The sequence below is a fragment of the Prevotella sp. AM42-24 genome (genome assembly GCF_003461825.1).
GTDB classification, from domain to species: Bacteria; Bacteroidota; Bacteroidia; order Bacteroidales; family Bacteroidaceae; genus Prevotella; species Prevotella hominis.
Genome location: NZ_QTXV01000033.1, coordinates 18,690 through 39,068, shown reverse-complemented (window position 1 = coordinate 39,068; position 20,379 = coordinate 18,690). Strand labels below are relative to the sequence as shown.

At 37.6% G+C, this 20,379-nt stretch carries 23 protein-coding genes; 14 read left to right on the top strand and 9 right to left on the bottom strand.

Annotation, left to right across the window (positions count from 1 at the left end):
- Nucleotides 1-253 precede the first annotated feature (253 nt).
- The 11 genes from DW917_RS10635 (at nucleotide 254) to DW917_RS10585 (ending at nucleotide 7,552) form a co-directional block, all read left to right on the top strand.
- On the top strand, nucleotides 254-1,249 hold the full coding sequence (locus tag DW917_RS10635) for a hypothetical protein (RefSeq protein WP_233524708.1): 996 nt from the start codon (nucleotides 254-256) through the stop codon (nucleotides 1,247-1,249).
- Between the two features lie 9 nt (nucleotides 1,250-1,258).
- The gene (locus DW917_RS10630) at nucleotides 1,259-1,738 is read left to right on the top strand and encodes a hypothetical protein (protein WP_118118565.1); all 480 of its coding nucleotides are present in this window, start codon (nucleotides 1,259-1,261) and stop codon (nucleotides 1,736-1,738) included.
- An 18-nt stretch (nucleotides 1,739-1,756) separates the two neighbouring features.
- The gene (locus tag DW917_RS10625) at nucleotides 1,757-2,491 is read left to right on the top strand and encodes a hypothetical protein (protein WP_118118563.1); all 735 of its coding nucleotides are present in this window, start codon (nucleotides 1,757-1,759) and stop codon (nucleotides 2,489-2,491) included.
- A gap of 65 nt (nucleotides 2,492-2,556) precedes the next feature.
- A complete protein-coding gene (locus tag DW917_RS10620; RefSeq protein WP_118118561.1) occupies nucleotides 2,557-3,042 on the top strand; it encodes a hypothetical protein in 486 nt (161 codons plus the stop codon).
- A 192-nt stretch (nucleotides 3,043-3,234) separates the two neighbouring features.
- Entirely contained in the window at nucleotides 3,235-4,794 is a 1,560-nt protein-coding gene (gene mobV, locus DW917_RS10615) for a MobV family relaxase (RefSeq protein ID WP_233524707.1), read from the top strand.
- 360 nt (nucleotides 4,795-5,154) lie between these two features.
- Nucleotides 5,155-5,400 carry a hypothetical protein gene (locus tag DW917_RS10610; RefSeq protein ID WP_118118559.1) on the top strand — a complete coding sequence of 82 codons (246 nt, stop codon included), beginning with the start codon at nucleotides 5,155-5,157 and terminating at the stop codon, nucleotides 5,398-5,400.
- 425 nt (nucleotides 5,401-5,825) lie between these two features.
- Nucleotides 5,826-6,317 (top strand): hypothetical protein, encoded by a 492-nt coding sequence (locus DW917_RS10605; protein WP_118118557.1) that lies wholly within the window; start codon nucleotides 5,826-5,828, stop codon nucleotides 6,315-6,317.
- A 49-nt stretch (nucleotides 6,318-6,366) separates the two neighbouring features.
- Nucleotides 6,367-6,630 carry a hypothetical protein gene (locus DW917_RS10600; RefSeq protein WP_118118555.1) on the top strand — a complete coding sequence of 88 codons (264 nt, stop codon included), beginning with the start codon at nucleotides 6,367-6,369 and terminating at the stop codon, nucleotides 6,628-6,630.
- Complete coding sequence (locus DW917_RS10595; protein WP_118118553.1) at nucleotides 6,627-6,905, top strand: hypothetical protein; 279 nt, start codon at nucleotides 6,627-6,629, stop codon at nucleotides 6,903-6,905. Before DW917_RS10600 ends, DW917_RS10595 begins: the two co-directional genes overlap by 4 nt.
- Complete coding sequence (locus DW917_RS10590) at nucleotides 6,892-7,095, top strand: hypothetical protein (protein WP_147344168.1); 204 nt, start codon at nucleotides 6,892-6,894, stop codon at nucleotides 7,093-7,095. Before DW917_RS10595 ends, DW917_RS10590 begins: the two co-directional genes overlap by 14 nt.
- A gap of 25 nt (nucleotides 7,096-7,120) precedes the next feature.
- Complete coding sequence (locus DW917_RS10585) at nucleotides 7,121-7,552, top strand: hypothetical protein (RefSeq protein ID WP_118118549.1); 432 nt, start codon at nucleotides 7,121-7,123, stop codon at nucleotides 7,550-7,552.
- Between the two features lie 59 nt (nucleotides 7,553-7,611).
- Here the strand turns inward: DW917_RS10585 and DW917_RS10580 are convergent, their stop codons facing one another.
- From DW917_RS10580 to DW917_RS10540, 9 genes are all read right to left on the bottom strand, one after another.
- Nucleotides 7,612-8,436 carry a hypothetical protein gene (locus DW917_RS10580; RefSeq protein WP_118118547.1) on the bottom strand — a complete coding sequence of 275 codons (825 nt, stop codon included), beginning with the start codon at nucleotides 8,434-8,436 and terminating at the stop codon, nucleotides 7,612-7,614.
- A gap of 140 nt (nucleotides 8,437-8,576) precedes the next feature.
- Entirely contained in the window at nucleotides 8,577-10,796 is a 2,220-nt protein-coding gene (locus tag DW917_RS10575; RefSeq protein WP_118118545.1) for a type IV secretory system conjugative DNA transfer family protein, read from the bottom strand.
- The gene (locus tag DW917_RS10570; protein WP_147344167.1) at nucleotides 10,796-11,497 is read right to left on the bottom strand and encodes a hypothetical protein; all 702 of its coding nucleotides are present in this window, start codon (nucleotides 11,495-11,497) and stop codon (nucleotides 10,796-10,798) included. The genes DW917_RS10575 and DW917_RS10570 overlap by 1 nt, the downstream gene beginning before the upstream one ends.
- Before the next feature lie 14 nt (nucleotides 11,498-11,511).
- Nucleotides 11,512-12,258: a hypothetical protein gene (locus tag DW917_RS10565; RefSeq protein WP_233524706.1), complete on the bottom strand. Its 747-nt coding sequence runs from the start codon at nucleotides 12,256-12,258 to the stop codon at nucleotides 11,512-11,514.
- Nucleotides 12,236-12,733 (bottom strand): PH domain-containing protein, encoded by a 498-nt coding sequence (locus DW917_RS10560; protein ID WP_118118541.1) that lies wholly within the window; start codon nucleotides 12,731-12,733, stop codon nucleotides 12,236-12,238. Before DW917_RS10560 ends, DW917_RS10565 begins: the two co-directional genes overlap by 23 nt.
- Nucleotides 12,734-12,772: 39 nt before the next feature.
- The gene (locus DW917_RS10555; RefSeq protein WP_118118539.1) at nucleotides 12,773-15,316 is read right to left on the bottom strand and encodes a hypothetical protein; all 2,544 of its coding nucleotides are present in this window, start codon (nucleotides 15,314-15,316) and stop codon (nucleotides 12,773-12,775) included.
- Between the two features lie 22 nt (nucleotides 15,317-15,338).
- A complete protein-coding gene (locus tag DW917_RS10550; protein ID WP_118118537.1) occupies nucleotides 15,339-16,082 on the bottom strand; it encodes a Bax inhibitor-1/YccA family protein in 744 nt (247 codons plus the stop codon).
- A gap of 17 nt (nucleotides 16,083-16,099) precedes the next feature.
- Nucleotides 16,100-17,287: an OmpA family protein gene (locus DW917_RS10545; protein ID WP_118118535.1), complete on the bottom strand. Its 1,188-nt coding sequence runs from the start codon at nucleotides 17,285-17,287 to the stop codon at nucleotides 16,100-16,102.
- Between the two features lie 26 nt (nucleotides 17,288-17,313).
- Entirely contained in the window at nucleotides 17,314-18,315 is a 1,002-nt protein-coding gene (locus tag DW917_RS10540; protein WP_118118534.1) for a glucosaminidase domain-containing protein, read from the bottom strand.
- A gap of 219 nt (nucleotides 18,316-18,534) precedes the next feature.
- Here DW917_RS10540 and DW917_RS10535 point away from each other — a divergent pair, with 219 nt between their 5' ends.
- From DW917_RS10535 to DW917_RS10525, 3 genes are all read left to right on the top strand, one after another.
- Nucleotides 18,535-19,269, top strand: coding sequence for a DUF4099 domain-containing protein (locus DW917_RS10535; RefSeq protein WP_118118532.1), 735 nt, complete (start codon nucleotides 18,535-18,537; stop codon nucleotides 19,267-19,269).
- Nucleotides 19,270-19,279: 10 nt separating this feature from the next.
- Nucleotides 19,280-19,855: a hypothetical protein gene (locus tag DW917_RS10530; protein ID WP_118118530.1), complete on the top strand. Its 576-nt coding sequence runs from the start codon at nucleotides 19,280-19,282 to the stop codon at nucleotides 19,853-19,855.
- Nucleotides 19,856-19,965: 110 nt separating this feature from the next.
- The gene (locus DW917_RS10525; protein ID WP_118118528.1) at nucleotides 19,966-20,187 is read left to right on the top strand and encodes a hypothetical protein; all 222 of its coding nucleotides are present in this window, start codon (nucleotides 19,966-19,968) and stop codon (nucleotides 20,185-20,187) included.
- Nucleotides 20,188-20,379: the final 192 nt, after the last annotated feature.

Below are 20,379 nucleotides of genomic sequence, written 5' to 3'. Positions count from 1 at the left end.
ATTAAAAGGGGTGCGTCACAGACTTATGACACACCCCCATATTTGTTTGAAGATATGTTGAAATGTTGAGTTTAAACGTACTGCTTTTCAACATTCTAAGCTTATATTAAATTATTAATGTTAATATAAGAGAAATATTAATTTTTATAGTAAAGTATGTCGATTTATTGCTATTTTTGCAGCTTGTAATTAATAATATAATTAAGTGTATAGTTAATAAAATAGTTAATTTATGAAAGTAAAACAAACATTTATGATTGGATTATTTGTCACATCATTCTTAACATCATGTGACCAACATCCTTCATTCTCCAACTCAACAGAAGCAGTTAATGGTTGTCATGAGGTACTTGCAGAACTTCGTGAAAAAAAGGAAGTTGACAATGAGGAATTGACAAAGTTGACAGCTAAGTGGCTTGAAACTCAGGATTCAGCCTATAGCGTTTTCGGCAAGGATTCTACTATTACACTCAGAAGTCCTGTTGCCTTGGCTTACTTCATGGTATCAGACTCCATCAGACACGAGATTACAAGATTGGCTTTTTCCAAGCCTCGTTCGTTGAAGGATGTTATGTATCTAAAGTTGAACACTGCTATGGAACGTGAGAAGGTGAAGGATTCTGAAACCTACAAAGATGCAGTCAAGTTTTATGAGAGTCTTGACAACCAAGGTATGTATTCTTCCGCACCTATGACGATTTCTGCATATTACATTTTGCTTAAATCGGTGAAATCATTTAAGCAGGAGCGACAACTTTTGTCATTCATCACAGAAGAAGATAAATGTTTCCGTTCCTTGATGAACTATCTCAGTAAAGTATCTAACTCTGATTTACAGAATCTGACAAATGCTACAACGGCAATCTTTGACGATTTATATTCGTCAGTTGGCAATAAGTCTGATGATGTAAACGACCGTACTATGTTGTATCTAACAATGCGCTTCAACCGTCGCATTATCCAAAATGCAATGGCTTGCAGAAACGACATCATCAACAACCAACGTTTGGATAGAGACCAGAGAGCTAACTATAAATGGATGCTCATTCAGCCGTTCATGGCTATTGATGATTATTCAACAGCAGTATTGACAGATGATCAACGTGATACGCTTATTAAGCTCACTGATGAACTCCCGGCATTGCTCGGCAAACTTGATGTTCAGAAAAAGAGCGATAATGAACAGATAAAATTGACAAATGTTCTTGCCAATTATTTCTTGAAATCGTATTTATCAACAACATTATAAATTCAGAATATGGAAAAAATAATAGATGTAGCTTGTGTGAAAAATGAAATCTATAAGGATTCCATCTACAATTTATCTAAGATTTTAGTATTGAAAATGTCCGAGACATTTGATGAACAACAATATGAAATCTATATTCATGATGATTTTGCGGAAGTTGTTTGGCAAACAAAAATGCAAGTCATGGCTGAGGATTTAACAGACTCATTGGAAAAAAAACTTGGTGCTCATATATTGTTTGCTTCAAGTAAGGAGAATGGCAGAATCATCAAAGTGGAAGCATACTCAACTCCCGTAGAAAACAGTATGTATGCCATCTACCTATCATCAGACCAACATGGAGTTATTGACTCCATTACTGTTTTCTTCTTTGATAGTTTGGATGTAATGTATCACCATCTACGAAAGGATTATCAAAGTATCACGAAGGTTGAAGGTGATATTATCGAAAAGCAATCTTTGCAAGATTTAATAGGTATCTTTATTTGACATTTATAAAATACGGCTATGTTTATATTGGTATTGAAGCTTATATTGGCACTTGTCCTGACCATGATTCCTTTTGTGTTTCATTATTGGATAAAGCCCAAAAGTAATGAATCTCCAAAATGGAAAAACTCGATTTCCATTTTGGAGGAAAACCTTCCGTCTATAAGAAGAAAGAAAAGAATTATTTTCCTCTGGTTTATGCGTTTCTACAAGAAGATGAAATTCAGTCGTAATGCACGGAAATTCTTCACCTATATTCTTATTGTATCGATGTTGATAGTTCAATTTGTAGATTTTCAGGCATCCAAATATGCTAAGGAGCATCTTAATGAAGCTACATCTATTAGTGTAGAGAACACCCAGCCACGCAATTCAACTTGCTTGGCAATTAAACATAAAACATCAGCAATGCTGCTTCGTTCTCACACTACACCATTTTGGGCATTCAATTTGTGTTTAATAATAACATTGGCAACTTTCTCATTTCGATTGTCTGATATGGTTCTTACCAAAATACACAATGTAAGATGGATAAAATGGGCAATGGGGATAGCCATAGTTCTTCTTATTGTGACAAGTATTGGTAGGTTATTACTTGTAGCGGAAATTTCATATCTTATTCTTATGGCAGGTTTGATTTATCCTAATCCTCGTTTCGATGAATATGGGAAATGGCGAAGAAGAATAACAAATCAAGTTCGCCGCAAATCTGTGATTGTTTCGCCAGGAGAGAAGCAAAGAAAATCGGCTTAATGACGCAACATTCAAACATAATATTTCAGCATTTAAAAACATGATTAAATCATCTTTTAAAAAAAATGAAAACTCATTCAATATCTAATGATACTTTCAGAAAAGGGGAAAGCCTCTTTGTGACACTTCCTTTTCCTCTCTTAGATTATTTATCTTCTGATTACGCATTCTCTCGTTCAAGACGATACTCGAAAATAGAAGCTTTCAGATTCTTGGTGCAGCAGTGCTGCAATAATCCAAAGGCTGAATCTGACGGTAGTCATAGCATGATAAACTTCTCAAAACTAACTAAAGAATGGATGTGGAACCGCACAACTGTTTCCAAGTTCATCAGTGTGCTTTGCAGTATGTGCGTTGCGGAGATCCAAAAAGTCGGCACCGAAAAATTCGTTTCGGTGAAGCCATCCGTGTTGCAATGGATCGATTGCTCGGCTATAGAGGCAGAACGTCATAGAGACGATTCTTTGCAGCCTCAGGCGACTCCTTCACAATCTTCTTCATCTGAAAGAAGTGAAACCCTTTCTTCTGAAGAAAAGTCTTTGGATAATTAGAAAATACTTTTTCATGCGCTTGCGCATAGTGTGTAACTTTTTTACTGGGGGGTAGCCTAATACCCGGTTTGTGCCAAACCCGGCTTTCATCATCTCGAAAATCGAGGACTATCGTGCGGCAAGCCGATGATGAAATTAGGCTTAGGGATGTTCCCTAAGAACTCTACCCCCCAGTTAACAAAAAAAATAATTATGGCAAAACAAGTAATGGACGTTCGTGCAGGAGCAGGAATGACAGTCTCACAGAGTAACGAACATCTACGAGTAGCATCCAATGGGGCTTATGTTAGTCGGTTGTCGAATAACTTTGATCCGACACGTGAACGTCTAAATTTTGAAATAAAAAACGGTGAGGTCACTCCTGTTGACAAGGCTACTTCTATTCCGAGGCGAATAGAAACAATCCTTTGGCAACGTGGAATAAAAGACCCAAATAAAGAATTAATAAAAAAGGGGAAAGACCCAAATCGTAGAACGGTAGCAAATTTTATTTTAGGTGGCTCCAGGGAGCAAATGCACCGTTTGGCTTTCGGAAATCAGGTTGTAGATTTAGAACATGGCGCAGACAATTCTTCCATCAGAAGAATGCCAGAAATAGAAAACTGGGCTAAGGATATGTATCGTTTCATGAGTGCTCAATTTGGAGAAAAAAATATTGCTGCATTTGTGGTACATTTGGACGAAACAAATCCACATATACATTGTACAGTTCTTCCTATCACAAAAGACGAAAAATTGTCATGGAAAAAGGTTATGGTTGGAGAAGTTGATTCCAAGTTTGAATACCAAAAACGTATGATGAAACTCCATGATGAAATATCAAAAATCAATGCTGATTATGGATTGGAACGTGGTGACGCAATTGCCGAAACTGGAGCCAAGCATCGTACAACAGAACAATATCATCAGGAACTTAGAAAGGAATTGAAGGAGCAAAACAAAAGACTCTTTGATACTAAGATTGTTCTTGATGATGCTATCGAGAAGAACAAGGAAACCATCAAAGAACAGAAGCAGACCATTGATTCTTTGAATAAGGAAATCAAACATGCCTCTGCAAGAGTCAAGGGATTGAGTACGATGATAGAACATCTGGAAACCTACAAGGAAGACCTGGAGAAGGAAATTGCGAAGTTGAAGGCTGACCGTGATTCTGGTAAGATCTCTGCAGAGGAAGCTGCCCGAAAGATGGATGCCATCACTAAGAACCTTGAAGATGTCAAGGCTCAGATTCTTGACAAGGAAAGCAAACTTAGTGAGGCACAGGCAAAGCTCGACAGTTTGAATGCACAGACCTCAAAAACGGAAACTCGCTACCAGGAGGTGAAGACGAAACTTCAAACAGCACAGCCTGAGTATAACAAGAACGCCATCCAGGAAATGGAGGCGTTTGGTTACAATCTCGCTGCTTTCGATGCTATGAAGAGGATGGAGAAATACAACGAAATGACAGCAAACATGTCTCCTGACGAAAGAAAAATACTTGACAAATACAACTCTGTTCTTTTGGATGATTCTATCTTCGAGCAGATGGCAGAGAATGCTACTGAAATTACGACAGTAGCCACTGCTCTGTTCTTGGGTTATCTTGATAAGGCTACAGCTATTGCCGAGTCTCATGGAGGAGGTGGTGGTCCTGGCACTGGCTGGGGAAAGAAAGACGATGAAGACGAACTCGCCTTCAAGCGTAGATGTATGCTTATGGCTATGCACATGATGAGACCACAGAACAAGGTGAAGAGAAAAAGATAAGCAATATAGTAATATGGTAATATAGTAATATGTATTATTATCTATAAGTATTATTCGCTTTATTTGAATATATATAGCTTAATATACAAGAATATAGATAGTGTTATTGCTGATAATATATATAGTTCGCTTTACTTTAATACGTATGGTAGTATTAACGTAAATATAAAAATACTACTATACATATTACAGACAATATAGTAATATAAATATGTGTATTATTAAAAGGTAAATTGTTATGACAGTTATAAAGGCAATAAAGCACTTATATAAAGTGGTAAGTATAGCTAAGAATACAGGCATTAATGCCCCCATTGTTAGTTATAATATTATGGTCAATACAGGAAAAGGAGGTGAGGCATGAAAGAAGATATTTCACCATCTATGCTTGCTTTCGACTACGGCAAGTTGGCAATTGAGATTAATGTTGGCATAGTAGTGGTTTACAATCGTAAACTGCTACTTATTCCAAACTTATTGATCAACTCCAACAAGTTTGGAATCAAGTTGACAGGAGAGATGTTGCTAAATCTATGTGAAGATATTGGTGAACCATGCTGTAATGATGGTACCATTATAGGGTTTACTACATTGACTGAAAAATAATTGTTCATATAATACTATTATGAGGGAGAAAAGGAAGACAGTTATTAAGAAAGGCACTGGAAGTGCCAAATGATATAATTGTATCTATAACTCTGTTTTCGTTTCTTGTGTTCAACCTCAATTTTTCAGTATAGGTTGTGCCGTTAACCATCACCGCCAGCTTTTTAAGTGCAAAGGTATGGCAGCCCAGGCAGACACCAAACACCAGTCGATGCTCTCCCTATCGGCGAAGATTTTTTGCAGCAGACTTCCGCAATCAGAGATTGGGTATTCTACAAAAATTCTCTACCGATTGTTTGGCTTACTGCCTTATTGGGTTGCCATCTTATAAAGCACGTAAAAAGGCTTAGGTGATGACGGTTATGCCGGAATGATTCCAAAAAAAATCTCGGATTGAACGAAACGGAAAGTCTTTAAAAAGGCAGATGAATCAGGAAATCCAGAATAATTTTATTGTTGAACCCTTTAAAGCAAAATTGATTATGGAAAGAAAGAATGATATTCCATTTGAGCATCAGATGATGTTTATTCTGAGACGTTATGATTATGTAATGGCTGAGAATATTGAGCTGCGTAAGGAAATAGAGGAACTTACAGAAGCTCTTGAGGAACTTGGAGGAAATAATGAACGTAAATCTTTAAAAAAGCGTATAAAGAAGCTGTCTGATAAGAATGAGAGCCTAAAACAGAAGCTTTCTGAAAAGAACAAGCGTTACGATGAAGTATATCGTTTGTACAAGATGGTCTTAAAGAAGAAAAATGTTCTTAAAAATACGTTGCTGTATGTAAAGACGCATATTAATAAGATGCTTGCACTTGTTGATATTCCTGCTTTGAAACTGTTGTCACAGCGTATTACCAAGGATGTAAATTTGGTAGAACATACCAATTGTGTATATGAAGAAGTAATAGAATAAAGAAAAGCTAATTGTATCTTTCAAAAGAGAATAATTAAAACGTATCGATATGACAAATGAACAAATTAAGCAGCACTTGGATAGAGTGGTAAAAACTGCTAAAGATATTGCTGCAAAGACTTGTAGTCAGCAATGGGAGAACTACAAGAAAAATAGAGTAGGGAATGGAGAACGCCCAATTCCGAAAGAGATGGAAGAAAGCATTCGGGATGTCTTCACCTTTGCATATGCTACAGGTATTGCTACAGGTGTTGAGGACACCATTGTTAGTTATAATATGATGTTCAATACAGGGAAAGGAGGTGAGGCATGAAAAGACGTATGGCTAATAAGATAGAAAACTATAAAATCCTGCCTAAGCGACTTATCAATAAATATATGTCTCTTAGTTTTGAACAAGGTTACTTTAGTGTCTCTATAGAATTTAAAGGTTGTGCCAAAGTGTATGTTCGTGATGTGTGGGGTAGAATACTCATTTATAGCCTTAACTATTCAGATGGCAAGTGTGAGCATTCTCATGGCTACAAGATGTGGAATGATGATGTTTTGTACCATGTTCACAAAGGAATGAAATATGATGGTAAATAATAAGATTTTAGAATATAATCATGATAAGGTTATTGTTGAAGAAAATGATGATAGTTATGTCATAGACTTCCAAAGAGGTTTAGGTGAGGTTTCATACTCTAAAAAGGATTGGACTCTTACCAGAGCCTTGTATCATCAATCTATTCAAAACTACAAAAAGGAAATAGAAGAAGATTTATACGAATGGTAATTTATTATTTTTAAAATGATATACAATGTATAAGGTAAAAATATTTTTTGGTTCATTCTATGGGGAATGGTTTGAAAATGATTTCTTGAAGGATATGGATTGGTCAGATATATCAGTCGCAGAATGTATGATAGAAGCTCATTTTCCAGTAGTTCCTGCCCATGGCAGTATTGTTGATGTAAGTAGTCTCCGTTCACAGATTTATAAAGGATGGAAAAAATATGTTGATGCAGGAGGTTATTTGTCAGATGTGATAGATGGGGTTAGATGCAAATTCAAGATTCCACGACAAATTCCAAATGCAGATATATTTAAAGAAATGGTATTTGGAGGTAATTATTTACAAGATTTTATCTCTTATAAAAATTATAGGGTCGGTACTGATGAAGATGAAGATGTCTTTTATGGAGTATGTCTAACACCTAATACAGACTATATTAAAATAGAGATTTACTGATAATACTCGCTATATAGATTTAAGGGATGCACCGATTAACTGCATCCCTTAAACTCAATTTATTTAATGGTGAAATCAAAGACTGTCCATGATGCTGCTTCTTTCTCATTCCATGTCAAGCAGTATTCTCCAGATTCTCCTTTAACGGTCATATCATATACATTATCTGATATTTTCTTCACAGAAACCGTTACATCCTTGGCAGCTTCTGCTTTAGATTTTGCATGACCACCCAAAAACGCAGAATTGTTTCTGGCTCCAATGAACTCACGCTTGTTACCTTTTACTTTAAATCTACAGACAATGAAATTATCTATAGTAAGGTCACTTGAAAACATCTTATAATATTCTGATATGCTATTTCTTTCGTGTGTAAAATAAACACGGAATTGGGCAGTTTTCGAAAATTGATAAGGAGAAGTTTTGCCATCATAATCAAGTAACCACTTTGAGGCGAAATCATTCATTGTAACCCTGTTTTCGTCAGCATCAACATGCTTCATGGCAACAAGTTTATTGTCGATATTAGCAAAAATACCTACGGAATCTTGTTTTAATTTTCCTAAAGCTGTTTTACGAAAATCTATACCAGCTTTCGCAAATGAAGCTTTCTGCTCTTCATAAGTCTTTCGTCTGGCATCATTAAAGCCTCGGATGTATTCTTCCGATTTTCCTTCTAATGGGTCTATTGTAGAATCGTCATCAGCATCATCTAAATCTTCTTCATCATCAGATTCGTGTTTAGGGAGAATCTTGCTAATGTCTGTTACACCACCCTTAATCAAAGCTTTGGCTTTTTCTCTTGCTTGCTCAATAGGAGTCTGAGCCATCATGAATGTGCTTGTAGATACAAGCAACATTGTTAACAAAACATTTTTTTTCATATATATATATAACTTTTTAGAATAAAATGCAAAGTTAATGCTTTTATTAAGAAAATAAGCAATGGCTGCATTTTTTTTATATATAATTAAACGAAGAGAGGAAACATTTCCAAGAAACGCTTCCTCTCTTTTTCTTATAGTTATGATGCTTTTTGTTGTTGGGTTTTCTCTGTTTGATGAAATTCCCTTTGAATAACTTTTATCATATTCTTCACTTCCTGGTCTATCTTATTGAAATTGTTATATAAGATACGTTCCTTTGCATCTACAGAACCAAAATCATAGAATTTAGGTAAAGGAAAATTCTTATAATCCTCTTCCTCTGCCTTTATTTCATCCATATTAAAGTTGGTTTTGCAGAAGAACTTGGAAGTCTTGAACTCTTCCGCCTTTTGAATGTCCATAGCACCTTTGCGACCTGTCTTTGTAACAGTAAAATCTCTTGCTGTCTGACCACATATCCAACCAGATGCCATATCGGAAATCTTAGATGCCGGAACAAGACTATCCAAGTTTTCATTAAGATTGATAGAAGTTCTGTCACGGTCAATGGTGATTCCTTTCTTTAGCTGAACCACCTTACCAAAGATGTCGCCGGAGAGCCAGTCGAGGGTATCCTTGCTTCTTGCAGATCCAGAAATCACATTACCCACGGTGGTGATGATTTTGTCCTTACCCACTTTTCCATAGTCAGCCTCCAGCTGTGGGAGTTCCTGGAAACCCAGGGTGACGGCCACCTTGTTGCTTCGAGCAGTACCTATCAAACGGTCAATCTTGTGGAAGTAGAGTGTAGGAAGCTCATCCACGATGATGCTCACCGGCACATTCTTTCCCTGTCCGCTATTTACTCGTGTCACCAGACGGTTTAGAATCAGCGCATTCAAGGCTCCAATGATACTTTCCATCTCAGGGTCGTTGGCAATGAGGAGATAACTTGGATTCTTCGGGTCTGAAACTTTGAGGTCAAAGTCATCACCAGAAAATACCCAGTATGCCTCTTTGGTGGCAAGTCGTGATGTTTGAACACGAAGTGTACCAATCATACCTTCCAACTGTTCCATAGCGTTATTCTTCTTCGCTGTCATGAACGGAGCCATCAGAGGATAAACCTCAGGGTCTGTTTCCAAAACTTCAAATATCTCAGAATAATCTCTATTCAAGAACGACAGTACATGAGGCATATCCGAATATTTGCCTTTCCAATACGCAGGTTCAACAATGTGTTCCTTCTCACCAAGATGACCTTTTGCAAATACACGTCCAGTGAGTCGCTTATGATGTGTTTCTGGGTCTTCTTCATATTGTGCTTCAAGCTCATTACCATGCTCGTCGTATGGTTTCTTTCCATAGTTTACAAAGAAATAAATGCAAGCGGCAAGAAAGTTTGTAGCAGATGTTTGGAAGAACTGGTCACTACCACCGCCACTTCCTTTCTGTCCTTTCTGCAAAGATTCAATCAGTGTCTCAGCAGTTTCCTGGGCTGCAGCCAAATTACTGATGTATTTCTGCTGAATAGGGTTGACACGTCTTGAATATTCAACATTCACGAAGTTGATGATATTAAACCTACATCCTTTGGGCGTTTTACCTTGCTGTTGATTCTTCTTGTAATGATAGTAAAGCTTAGTAGCCAAAGTTGGAAATTTATAGTCGTACACAACCATGGCAAAGCCTTTGGCACTATGCTGTCTGATGTATGGTTCTATGACAGAGAATGTTTTACCACTACCAGGAGTACCCACAACCCAAGTTCCACGGAAAGGATTAATGATATTAATCCATCCCTTACGGAATCTTCCTTTATAATAGTAACGCATCGGTATATTAACAGAATACTTGTTGTCAACGTATTCTTCTGTCTGCTCAAAACTCTCATTCTCGAAGTTGAATCTATCTTTAAGCATTCCATCCTTAAAATATTTTGAAACATTATCAAGTGCGATATGTATCAATATGGTTCCTATCAAAGAGGCGAGCATATAAAGCCAAATGTTGGTTCTCAGCAACCAAACTCTGGCTTTCCAATCACAGCTATAAAGAAAAACAGAAACTGTTACCAAAACGAGTCCGATGGAGATAGGCCAGAAAACCATCTTTCTCGCATCGAACTCTATCTGTTTCTTGTTTTTAGTGCCTATACAGGTGATGATTACCAACATTACTGTAACAATCTTGCTATAAGGCAGAAACTGATACATGGATAGCCGCCCAAGTCGGCTATGTACATTGGTAATAACGCCGCCCAAAAAATCCAAAGCTGTTGGGTCAAGCGCATACATAAAAAATTCGAGCAACAAAGAAACATAGATTGTCGCTCGGAAAAGGGTGTATGTTCCCTGTAGTTCTTTTGACTCTTCCATTATTTTGTATTCATTTTATTCGCTGTTCTTGCTTTATTTATCCATCCTCTTTTACAGTCAGCAACAATAGCTTTCATGGACCGTGTTCCTCTTGGTGTTCCACGAAGCTCGTACCAAGAATCCAGCAAAGATGTATAGCGGATTAATCTGTTCATCCTTCTTAACTTAAAGTTCAACTTTACCAATGTATTGTTGATATTGGCTATGACTTGAATCCTTTGATATTCCGTAAGTTTAGGGTTCTTTCCTTTCGATGATCCAAGCGGTAGAATCAGCTTTACATCGGCAGCAATCTGAATGCCGTCATTAATGACATCTTCATAGATATTATTTTTCTTCTGTGACAAAGCTACAGCCAGTACGTTAGCAGGACATGAAACACCGACAGATTTTAACTCTTTAAGATTTTTAAGAGTTTGGTCAACCTGGTAATAAATGCCGTAAATGCTTGCAGCTAAAGTAAGCATATCACCAAAACTGGATAGATAGTTATCAAACTCTCTTTGAAAGTTTGTTAGTTTCTTCGTCTGTTCTGAGACATACTTGTGTCCAGTTAGATTAAGTGACATTACTTCATCTTGTGATTTTAGAGCTCTTTTTGCTTTCTTGGCGTAATCAAGGAACAATCCTGCACGCACTACGTCTTCTCCGGCATAAATCTTTAAAGGAAGGAAAGACATCAGTCCTGCCAATACTATCATATAAAAGAATTTATTTACCATCCCCATGATTTACTGTTCTGTTTAAGTTTATAATATCTTGCAACAGAAGTTGCTGCTCGGCGCATTCTATTTCTTGCTTCAAGGGCAAGCATACCATTTGACTTGTCTATTTTGCCTGCAATGGCACGATTCCAAACATCCTCAAAACTGAACACAGATATAGATACTGCCAATCTTCTTAACTTGGAATTGAGTTGTTCAAGTTCACGCTCCAAATTCCAGATTAATTGTGTTCTTTCTGCACTGTTCAGCATATTACCATTGCCACCTTTCTTGCATACTTTTTTTAAGGAGCGATATGTTTTAATGAATTGTATTGCTGTTTCCATATAAAGGTTATTCATAGACATTGTGGCAAAGACACCTTGTGGGTTGATTTTCTTTGCAGCAGAAACCTCCCATAAGGCGTTTAAAGTTTGCACACCTTCTAAGTACAGTTGACAAGCAGCAGCAATTCCATCAGCAAACCCTTCTGTAGTTTTTAAATATTTATTATATTGTTGCTCCCAATTTTTTATCTTTGTTGTGGTTTCCGAAAGTTCTGCTTGAATCCCGGCTTCTTTCTTTCGATAATTTGTTTGTGCGGAAATCTCGTTAAGAATATTGTCTTCACCTTTCTTTATAGCAAGATATTCACCTGGATTAGAAGTTGTAGCACTAATTTGTCCACGGCTGTCTGCCGTGGACAACACTATAGCAAAACAGAGCATTACAGCTCTAAACTTGATTAGTAATTTCATATATCCCCTTTTTCCTTTTATTAAATTCAACTCTCATTCTTATTTCAGACACGACATCGTCAGCTTCTTTAATACCTATCATATTGACCACTGAATTGTTTCTATCACCAGAATAAATGGTGACGGTTTTCAACCCAAATATCTGTTGTGGCAACGAACGATGTTGCTTGTAGTCCACAACACGATACAACTCAACATAATCTGTAGAGTGTGATAATACTCCATGAAGTATTATTATTTGTTCCGATGTTATAACGTATTCTGTACGCAACAATGACAGTAGCTGACAGAACAGATATATAACCAAAAACAATGCGGCATAGATAAAATATTCGTGCCACATAAACTTGCCAAATACATATACCCAAAAAGCGGCAATGCTTAGGCAGATGGCAGGAAACTCATTAATGACGTATTGAAATATCTGAGGTCTCAAAGCCACCGTCTGAAATATTTGAATAGAGTTATTATTCATACCTTATTATATTAAATATAAAGAGAAAAGAAGTATGGGCTAAACACCCATACCTCTACCTTCTCCATGTCCACGGTCTTCGCCTATCTCTGCAGCATAACTTGCAGCGGCAACTGCTTCTGGCGATACAACACCTGGTTTAGAAAATACAGCCCTTGACTCGTAGAAGTCTGGTTTAGGTCTTGGTGGGGCTGCCATCGAAAGACCCGCAGCAACATCTAATCCGGTAGTTACGGCAGCAAGAATAGCCGCACCTAAGTTGAAGCCATGTCCTGATTTAGTCTTCATTTCCACCTCAGGGAATATCTTATCAAAGAGTTTCATTCTCTGATAGTCATTCACAGCAAGGAATTTATTGAAGTCTTTCTGATTAATCTCGTGTGAAACTACGTTTCCGTCAATGACTGCGGACATCTTATATTTACCCTCGATAACCTTACCTTGCTCATCCTTCAATCTTTCCACAGAAATATCACCAATCGTAGTGGCACGACCATGTTCGCCACTACGTTTCCATTCCTTGCTTTCTTTGAGATTATTCAAAGACTCTCCGTTTACTCCAGCATCACCCATAAGATTGATCTTTGCGGCATTACGTAAGTCATTGAGATTGATGGCTTCGTTGCCATAATGAACAACCCTGCCTTCTGTTACAGAAGGCTTCTCACTATGAGCAGATACTAAATCCTCAGACAATACTTTTTCTTTTCCAACCGTCTTAACGACTTCGGTGCCAAATCCGGCTTTATGCAATTCATCTATAACCTTGTTGCTGATAGTGGCATTATTGTTGAATGACTGCTGACGCATATCTTGATGAAGGCTGCTTGTTGGAACGATCTGCATCTTCTGCTTGTTCTCATCTGTAAAAGGGATAAGAACGGTCAACATCTTGGCTCTGTCCTCATTTGTTCCATTTTTGAAAGCATTGTATTGTGCCTCTGTTATCTTAAATGACCACATTCCTGCATCCTTATCGGTACGGACATTTATCTGATAATTGCCAGAGATTTGGTCTTTCCATGCCATAGCTCCAGTAATGGCAGCGGAAGTATTTGCATTTACAAGACTATAATCTCCTTTCAGTGTGACAACGCCCTCTGCCTGGTCAATTCCTTTTGACCTAACAGCATCTTGCATCTGACCATTTGATGCACTCTTTATCTTCACTTCATCAAAGACTTTATCAAACAGCTTCAAGCGATACTCATCATCATAGTTGATAAACTTCAGATAGTCATCTTTACTAATCTCGTGACTCATCAACTGATTGTTTATTGCCGCCGTCATACGGAATGTTGTCTTCTGACCGTCATTCGTAGGGTAGGCTTGTATCTCTCCCACAGAAACGGCACGACCATCTTTGACTGGCAGATAGAACCCTTGGCTTGCATCCAAACTTCTACCATCTACAACACCAATACTATTCCATTTGTCTATATAGCCAGTCTTGTAATCTTGACGCATATTCTTCATGTCAATATCAATGACATCGATGTTTTTGGCATAGGATGCTGCTTGTTGCTGCCCTAAGTTCAACTCCTGTTCAACCTCTGGTTTCAACTTAATATTGATGTAGTCCTTGCTTTGAAGATGCTCTTTGGTTATCTTCTCTGAAAAGTCTTTGGAAATGACATTATTGATAACATCAAGTCGTTCACTAATATCAGGAGCTGTCTTGTTATGAACCATCTTATGCTTACCCTCGCCAGAAGTGAATCTAAGCTTGTCATTGAGGATCTTTTTCAATTGTTCGTCAGTCAACGCATATTGTAAATCCTTGTTGATACCGTCACACTTGATTGTAAGAGTTTTCTTCTCTTTGTCGATAACGATGCCATGAGAAGATAGAACCTTGTTAAATCCTTCACCACTAAAGGTTAGTTCTGCACTATAACTATTAAGGTATTCTCCCAAGGTCAACGCCTGTCCTTTTGGGCGAACCAACTGTTTCGGTTTAGCATCAATCTTTATGTTAGCCAATGAATCCTGCTGCTGGTTTCCTTTGTCATAAAAGCCGTAATCGCCAGTCTTCAATTCTCCAGGCTTTAGTCTGCCATCAGGTCTATCCATCACAACAGGTGCGCTACTTGCGAAGAAAGGACGGTCATCTATTCTTCTTGCATGATAACCATGTCTTCCAAACGCTCTGAATCCATCCAAGAAACTATCAAAACGTCCGTATCTTGCACCTTCAAAAGGGTGGAATGGGCGTTCTCCTCTATATCCATATTCTCCAGGATTAAGTCGATGTCCATTTAAACCCATATTTACAGGACTATTAGCATTACGTGCAGCAACCCAAGAACCAGGAATATAATAGTCATTTCTCACAATTGATACAAAAGTTTGGTAAGCCTTTTTATCCCATACGTTATTTCCGCCATTCCTTAATGCCTCCAATTGAGCATCATTGAGTGTATAACGTCGAGGTGTTGATGTATTGTGAGACATTGTTACCAACTGATATTCACCTGTTGGGGTCATTGCAATCTGCGCTTGCATACCATTGGCATTAAGCGTGTTTTGGAGCTGAGGAGCTATGTCCAATGCTCTTGGATTTGTATTCTTTCTTACTGACATATTCGTTATTATTTATTTAATGTTATTTCTTGCTACCCAAAATTCGGAGTATATAAATAAAGAGGTTGACGAAATCAAGATACAATTCTAAAGCTCCTAATAGAGCTATCTTTTGACTATGTTCGTCAACTCCATATTGGGATTCTTCTATAAGAATCTTTTTTATTTTCTGAGAATCCCATGCAGTCAGTCCAATAAAAATTATTACTGCCGCATAGCTTATCATTAAGTCAAAACCACTGCTTTTGCAGAAAAGATTGACTATTGTAGCTATAACTAAGCCGATTAATGCGAAAAACAGTAATTTCCCAATTGAAGACAAGTCCTTCTTGGTAGTATAGCCATATAAGGACATTATTCCGAAGGTTCCTGCTGTTATAAAGAAAGCCTTTGCAATGCTTGCCTCTTGATATACCAGCAGCGTAAATGACAGGGTCACGCCATTAAGCAAAGAGTATAAAATGAATAGGATAGTGGCTTGTGTCAAGCCCAGTTTTCTAATTCTACTACTGATGATAAATACCAAAGCTATTTCTGCACCACATATTCCAAATACCATCAATGGATGTTCAAACATGGCAGACATCAATGGTACAGATTGAGCTACAGAATAAGCGGTAAATCCTGTTATTAAAAGGGCAAGTGTCATCCAAAGATACACCTTACCCATAAGAATAGAGAAAGACTTTTGCAAGTCCTTCTCATATATAATTCCAGAGCTTTCCTGTTTTGGATAGATGCTATTAAACAATTCTTTTTCAGTCATAACTTTACATATTATAATTAGTCTTTCTTATACACTATAACACAAGTGTGTCGATTAGCAGTGTAAGGCTTGTAGAGATTGATACCGCCTTGGCTTACACCAATCATTTTTTCCTTTGGCACACCAGCTTTGACAAGGAGTTTAGCTATATATTTTGCTCTTTTGATACTCAGCTTGCGGTTTATTTTGGGTGTTCCTGTTTTACTATCAGCGGCTCCCACAATTCTTAGATTGAGATCGAACTCATTTACTGCTCCTGCAATCTCTTTGATATTTACCAACTGCTGCTTGTCAATAAGTTCTGTTGAGTTAATCTTGAAGAAGAACAATATTGGTGCGTCAAACTTGGCAAGTCGCTCGTCAACTGTTGTTTCACCGTTGTTCATTCGCTCTCTAAGTTTTCGCAAGCCTTCATAATCATTGCGAGGGAATGGTGTGAGGTCTGTAACATTTTGCACAGGCAACATACCAACACGTTTTGATGACTTCTTTTCCCATCCGAGTTTGCCAATGCCTACAGTCAAGCCGATGCTTGCTTGAAACAAATTGTCACCAAAATGCTTGTCCTTGCCAGCTCCATCAAAGGTTTGGAATGTGCTCGTTCCGCCAAATTCAGCAGACAAACTGACTCTTTTTGACATTCTATAGCTTCCAATCACACCATAGCTAATGGCAAATGGCTTATTGTGTAAATCGCTGTTTCTTATGATACCAGCACCAACATAGGGAATGACGTTCCACTTTGGAAGAGGGGTATAGGTGGTTCTGTAGAACGAAGAAATATTCAACATCAAATCACCGTGATAATTTTGATAGTTTACAGATTCCTTGTCAAAATTGGCAAACTGGAAACCCTGGTACACAACACGTGTTCCGAAGAAACGAGAGTGCCATTTACCAAAACTAAACACCATGGTGTATTTTGTCTTGTCATAAAAGTCTCCGCATCCCTTTGGCGAACCAAGAAAAGTGGATGTACCAGCTTGCACAGAGGCAAACCAGTTGTCTCCGATACCTGATAGATGAAAACGTGTGTTTCCATCAGAAATAGATGGCTGTTGAAGATTGTGGTTGGTTGTTGACATAGGCATAGAAGAACAAGTAGTTCTTGCATAGTTCTTTTCGTCATCACCATAAACCACCTGTGCCTTAGCTACCGTTGTTGTAAGGCATAAAGCCAGCATCATTAAAGTTTTTGCTTTCATTATTTTCTTTTTATTATTTATAAATTCTACATTTTTTCAGCTAAATCGTCATACAGATATAGCTTATGTTTCATTATTATACGCTCACATTTTTCAACATAATCGCTTCTGGTTGCATAACCCGAAGCTTTTATAGCCAGAAGCCAATGGTGAAAGTCTTTGCTGCCATATCTCCAACATCGTGCGTAACGGTCACTCATAAGGAGACGTGAATGGTATTCAACGCTTTCCTCTGGCGAGTTGAAATTGCAAAACTTTTCGTTCGGACGATCATCATTATGTACACTATATGGCAAACCTTTACTCAACCATCGGCGATTTGCCTTGATTCCGAAGAAGTTGTAACCTGCTTGTGCAAGATTGCTGTTTCCCCATCCGCTTTCTAATGCCATTTGAGCGAGAGTGACAGAAGATGGAATGCCATACTTGCGCTGCTGCCGCATTGCCATACTTGCATATTCCTTGAAGAACTCTGTTGGAGTCATTATCTTCTTCTCGTCCAAATGCAGAGCTTTGACGGCTTTCTGCTTAGTATCTCGTATATATACCAGCAGGTTATATGGGTCTTGAAGTTTCCCTCTAAGTCGGCTTGTTATATGAAGATGTGGTCCTGTACTTCGCCCGGTAGTGCCGCTTAGACCTACAGGCTCCCCGGCATATATCTTCATATTCTTCTCAACCCAAATCTCCGACAGATGGCAATAGCTAACGGTGTAATCACCAAATTGCATGGTTACAAATTTTCCCGAACCTCTGTCATAGCCAGTTGCCTTTACATAGCCATCGAACATGGCAAGCACCTCTTCATAACGTGCAGCCAAATCAAGACCTCTATGTTGCCTGGCGTGACCGTTGAAAGGGTCAGCACGTGTTCCGTAGAATGAATTTATTCTTATTGTCTTCAGCGGAAAGCTAACACTTAGATACTTGTCAATCCAATAATCTTTTATGTCATCCTCAGTTATTGCAAATGAGGATTGTACTCCCATACTGCATAAAAGCAATAATAGAACAATAATCTTTTTCATTGATATACCTTTTTATTAAGCTGCAAAAATACAATAATAGATACAAGGAATAGTCCTAAAAAAAATAAATGTGTTATATTAACATTAATAATATAAATTAAGCCTATTCTTATACATTTTATATTTAAAATGTTAATATAGGAGATATATTTGTTTTTTCATACATTCATTAAAGAAAAGTCTTAATTTTGCATCCTCAACAAAATAATAAAAAGAAATATGAAGAAATTTACAGAAAACGAGATTCCTTACGAGGATTTTGAGCGGATGGGGTTCTCACAAGAAATGATAGATGACCTTCCTGAGACAATTATGAACAGACTCTTATCTGGAGAGAAAACTCCTCTGTTGTCATCTTCTAAGAATGACTCTAAAGATAATCCAATGAAGGCTACAATCTGGATGAGTAGGGAAGAGAACGGTGTGGTTACAGGCTTTTATCGTCCTTATGATAATGTTCGTGACTATTCTGATTTTAGTAAAAGCCAGCAAAAGACACTTCTTAGTGGAGGTGTTGTTTTGACAGAGCTTAAAGGTCAACCGTCTTCTTATTATCAGATGGACGAAGATACTAACCGTATTCTTTCATGCCCTGCGGATTGTCTTATAAACAATTTCAATGGATTGAAAAATAATCTCTCGGCTTATATTGACGAGAAGACATTCTCTGAAGGCAAGATTCAATCTGTTGTGTCAAATGGTGACGTGATAACAATTGGTATTGATCTTTCAGATTCTAAGGGCTATAGAGTCGTTGAAGGTGATGAACAGAATTGGAAGCAGGAGAAAGAAACTGATAAGTTACCAAAGTACAATTTTGGACTTTATGGATGTTGGACATTTGATAAGGACAACAACCTATCCTATATTCCAGAAGAGAGCTATACCGACGAAATGGTGAAAGCTCAAAATGAACTTGTTGAAAAGAACAAAGCAAGAGGTATGCACATGTAATGTAAAAGATATGGAAAAGACAATAGATAAGTTTGCTGATGAGCAAGAAATGCTCGATGCTTACATCAATGGCGAATACACAGCTAAAGAGATAGTTTCAGTATTCTTGCCAGATGACGTAAAAGAACAGTATCATATATATTGTTCTGAGAAAAATCTGCAAAATACAGAAGAAACCGCAGCAGCTTTTCTTGGTTGGTGGTATGAAGAAGATAGTGATAGAGAACCTACTGCCGAAGAACTGTTGGACGATGAAGAAATGTCAGAAGAAGTTATTTCGAATGGCTATCAAGATGTATTCTCTGAATGGAATAAGGATATTACTAAACTTACAGAACTCTCATCCTCTGAGAGTGCAAGAGACGTAACTATGTGGCGATGGGAAAACCCAGCCATAACTGATAAGCAAAAATGTGCCTCAGAGACTGGTGTGCCAATTGCCGATGTTGAAAAATGGTGGTGTACTCCTGATTGGATCAACGGTTATGTAGGTGGACATTTCCATCCGACAAACCTACGAGAAATGAACAAGAAGGAGTTGAAGTCTTTCTTGATAGAAGCTTGTAGAAAAACTCTTGAAGCTTAAAGATTATAAGGTTCAAGACTGTTTCATATGACAAATATGAATATATTGTTTTAGTCCTGCCGCTTGTGAAAGTGGCAGGATTTTAAATTATTGTTTAACGCAAAACTATTTTGGGAATAGTAAATAAAAAGAAATCGCCAGATAATTGGGGAAGACCTCGTAAGCAACTCATAGAAGGAGTAAAAGAAGTCTCGCTTACTGTCCAGCTTCCTGAAACTTTGATTAAGGCATTACGTAAAGAAGGTAAAAAGCAAGGCAAATCTATGAAAGAATTGATAGGAACATGTAAGTATTCCGGCAACACCATCCCAGTAATCAGAATCATAAAATAGAAGAGGTATGCAGAATAATGGCAATCGATTCTATTTATATATTATATACGATGGGCATTATTTTTGCACGTCATTTAGGTTCGACAAAATTAAATTTAAATTAGAACAGCTACCAAACGAGGCTTACAGGTGGCTGTGGTTAGATATTAATGATTAAAATTCATAGAACTTATTCAGTAACGATGGTGCTCT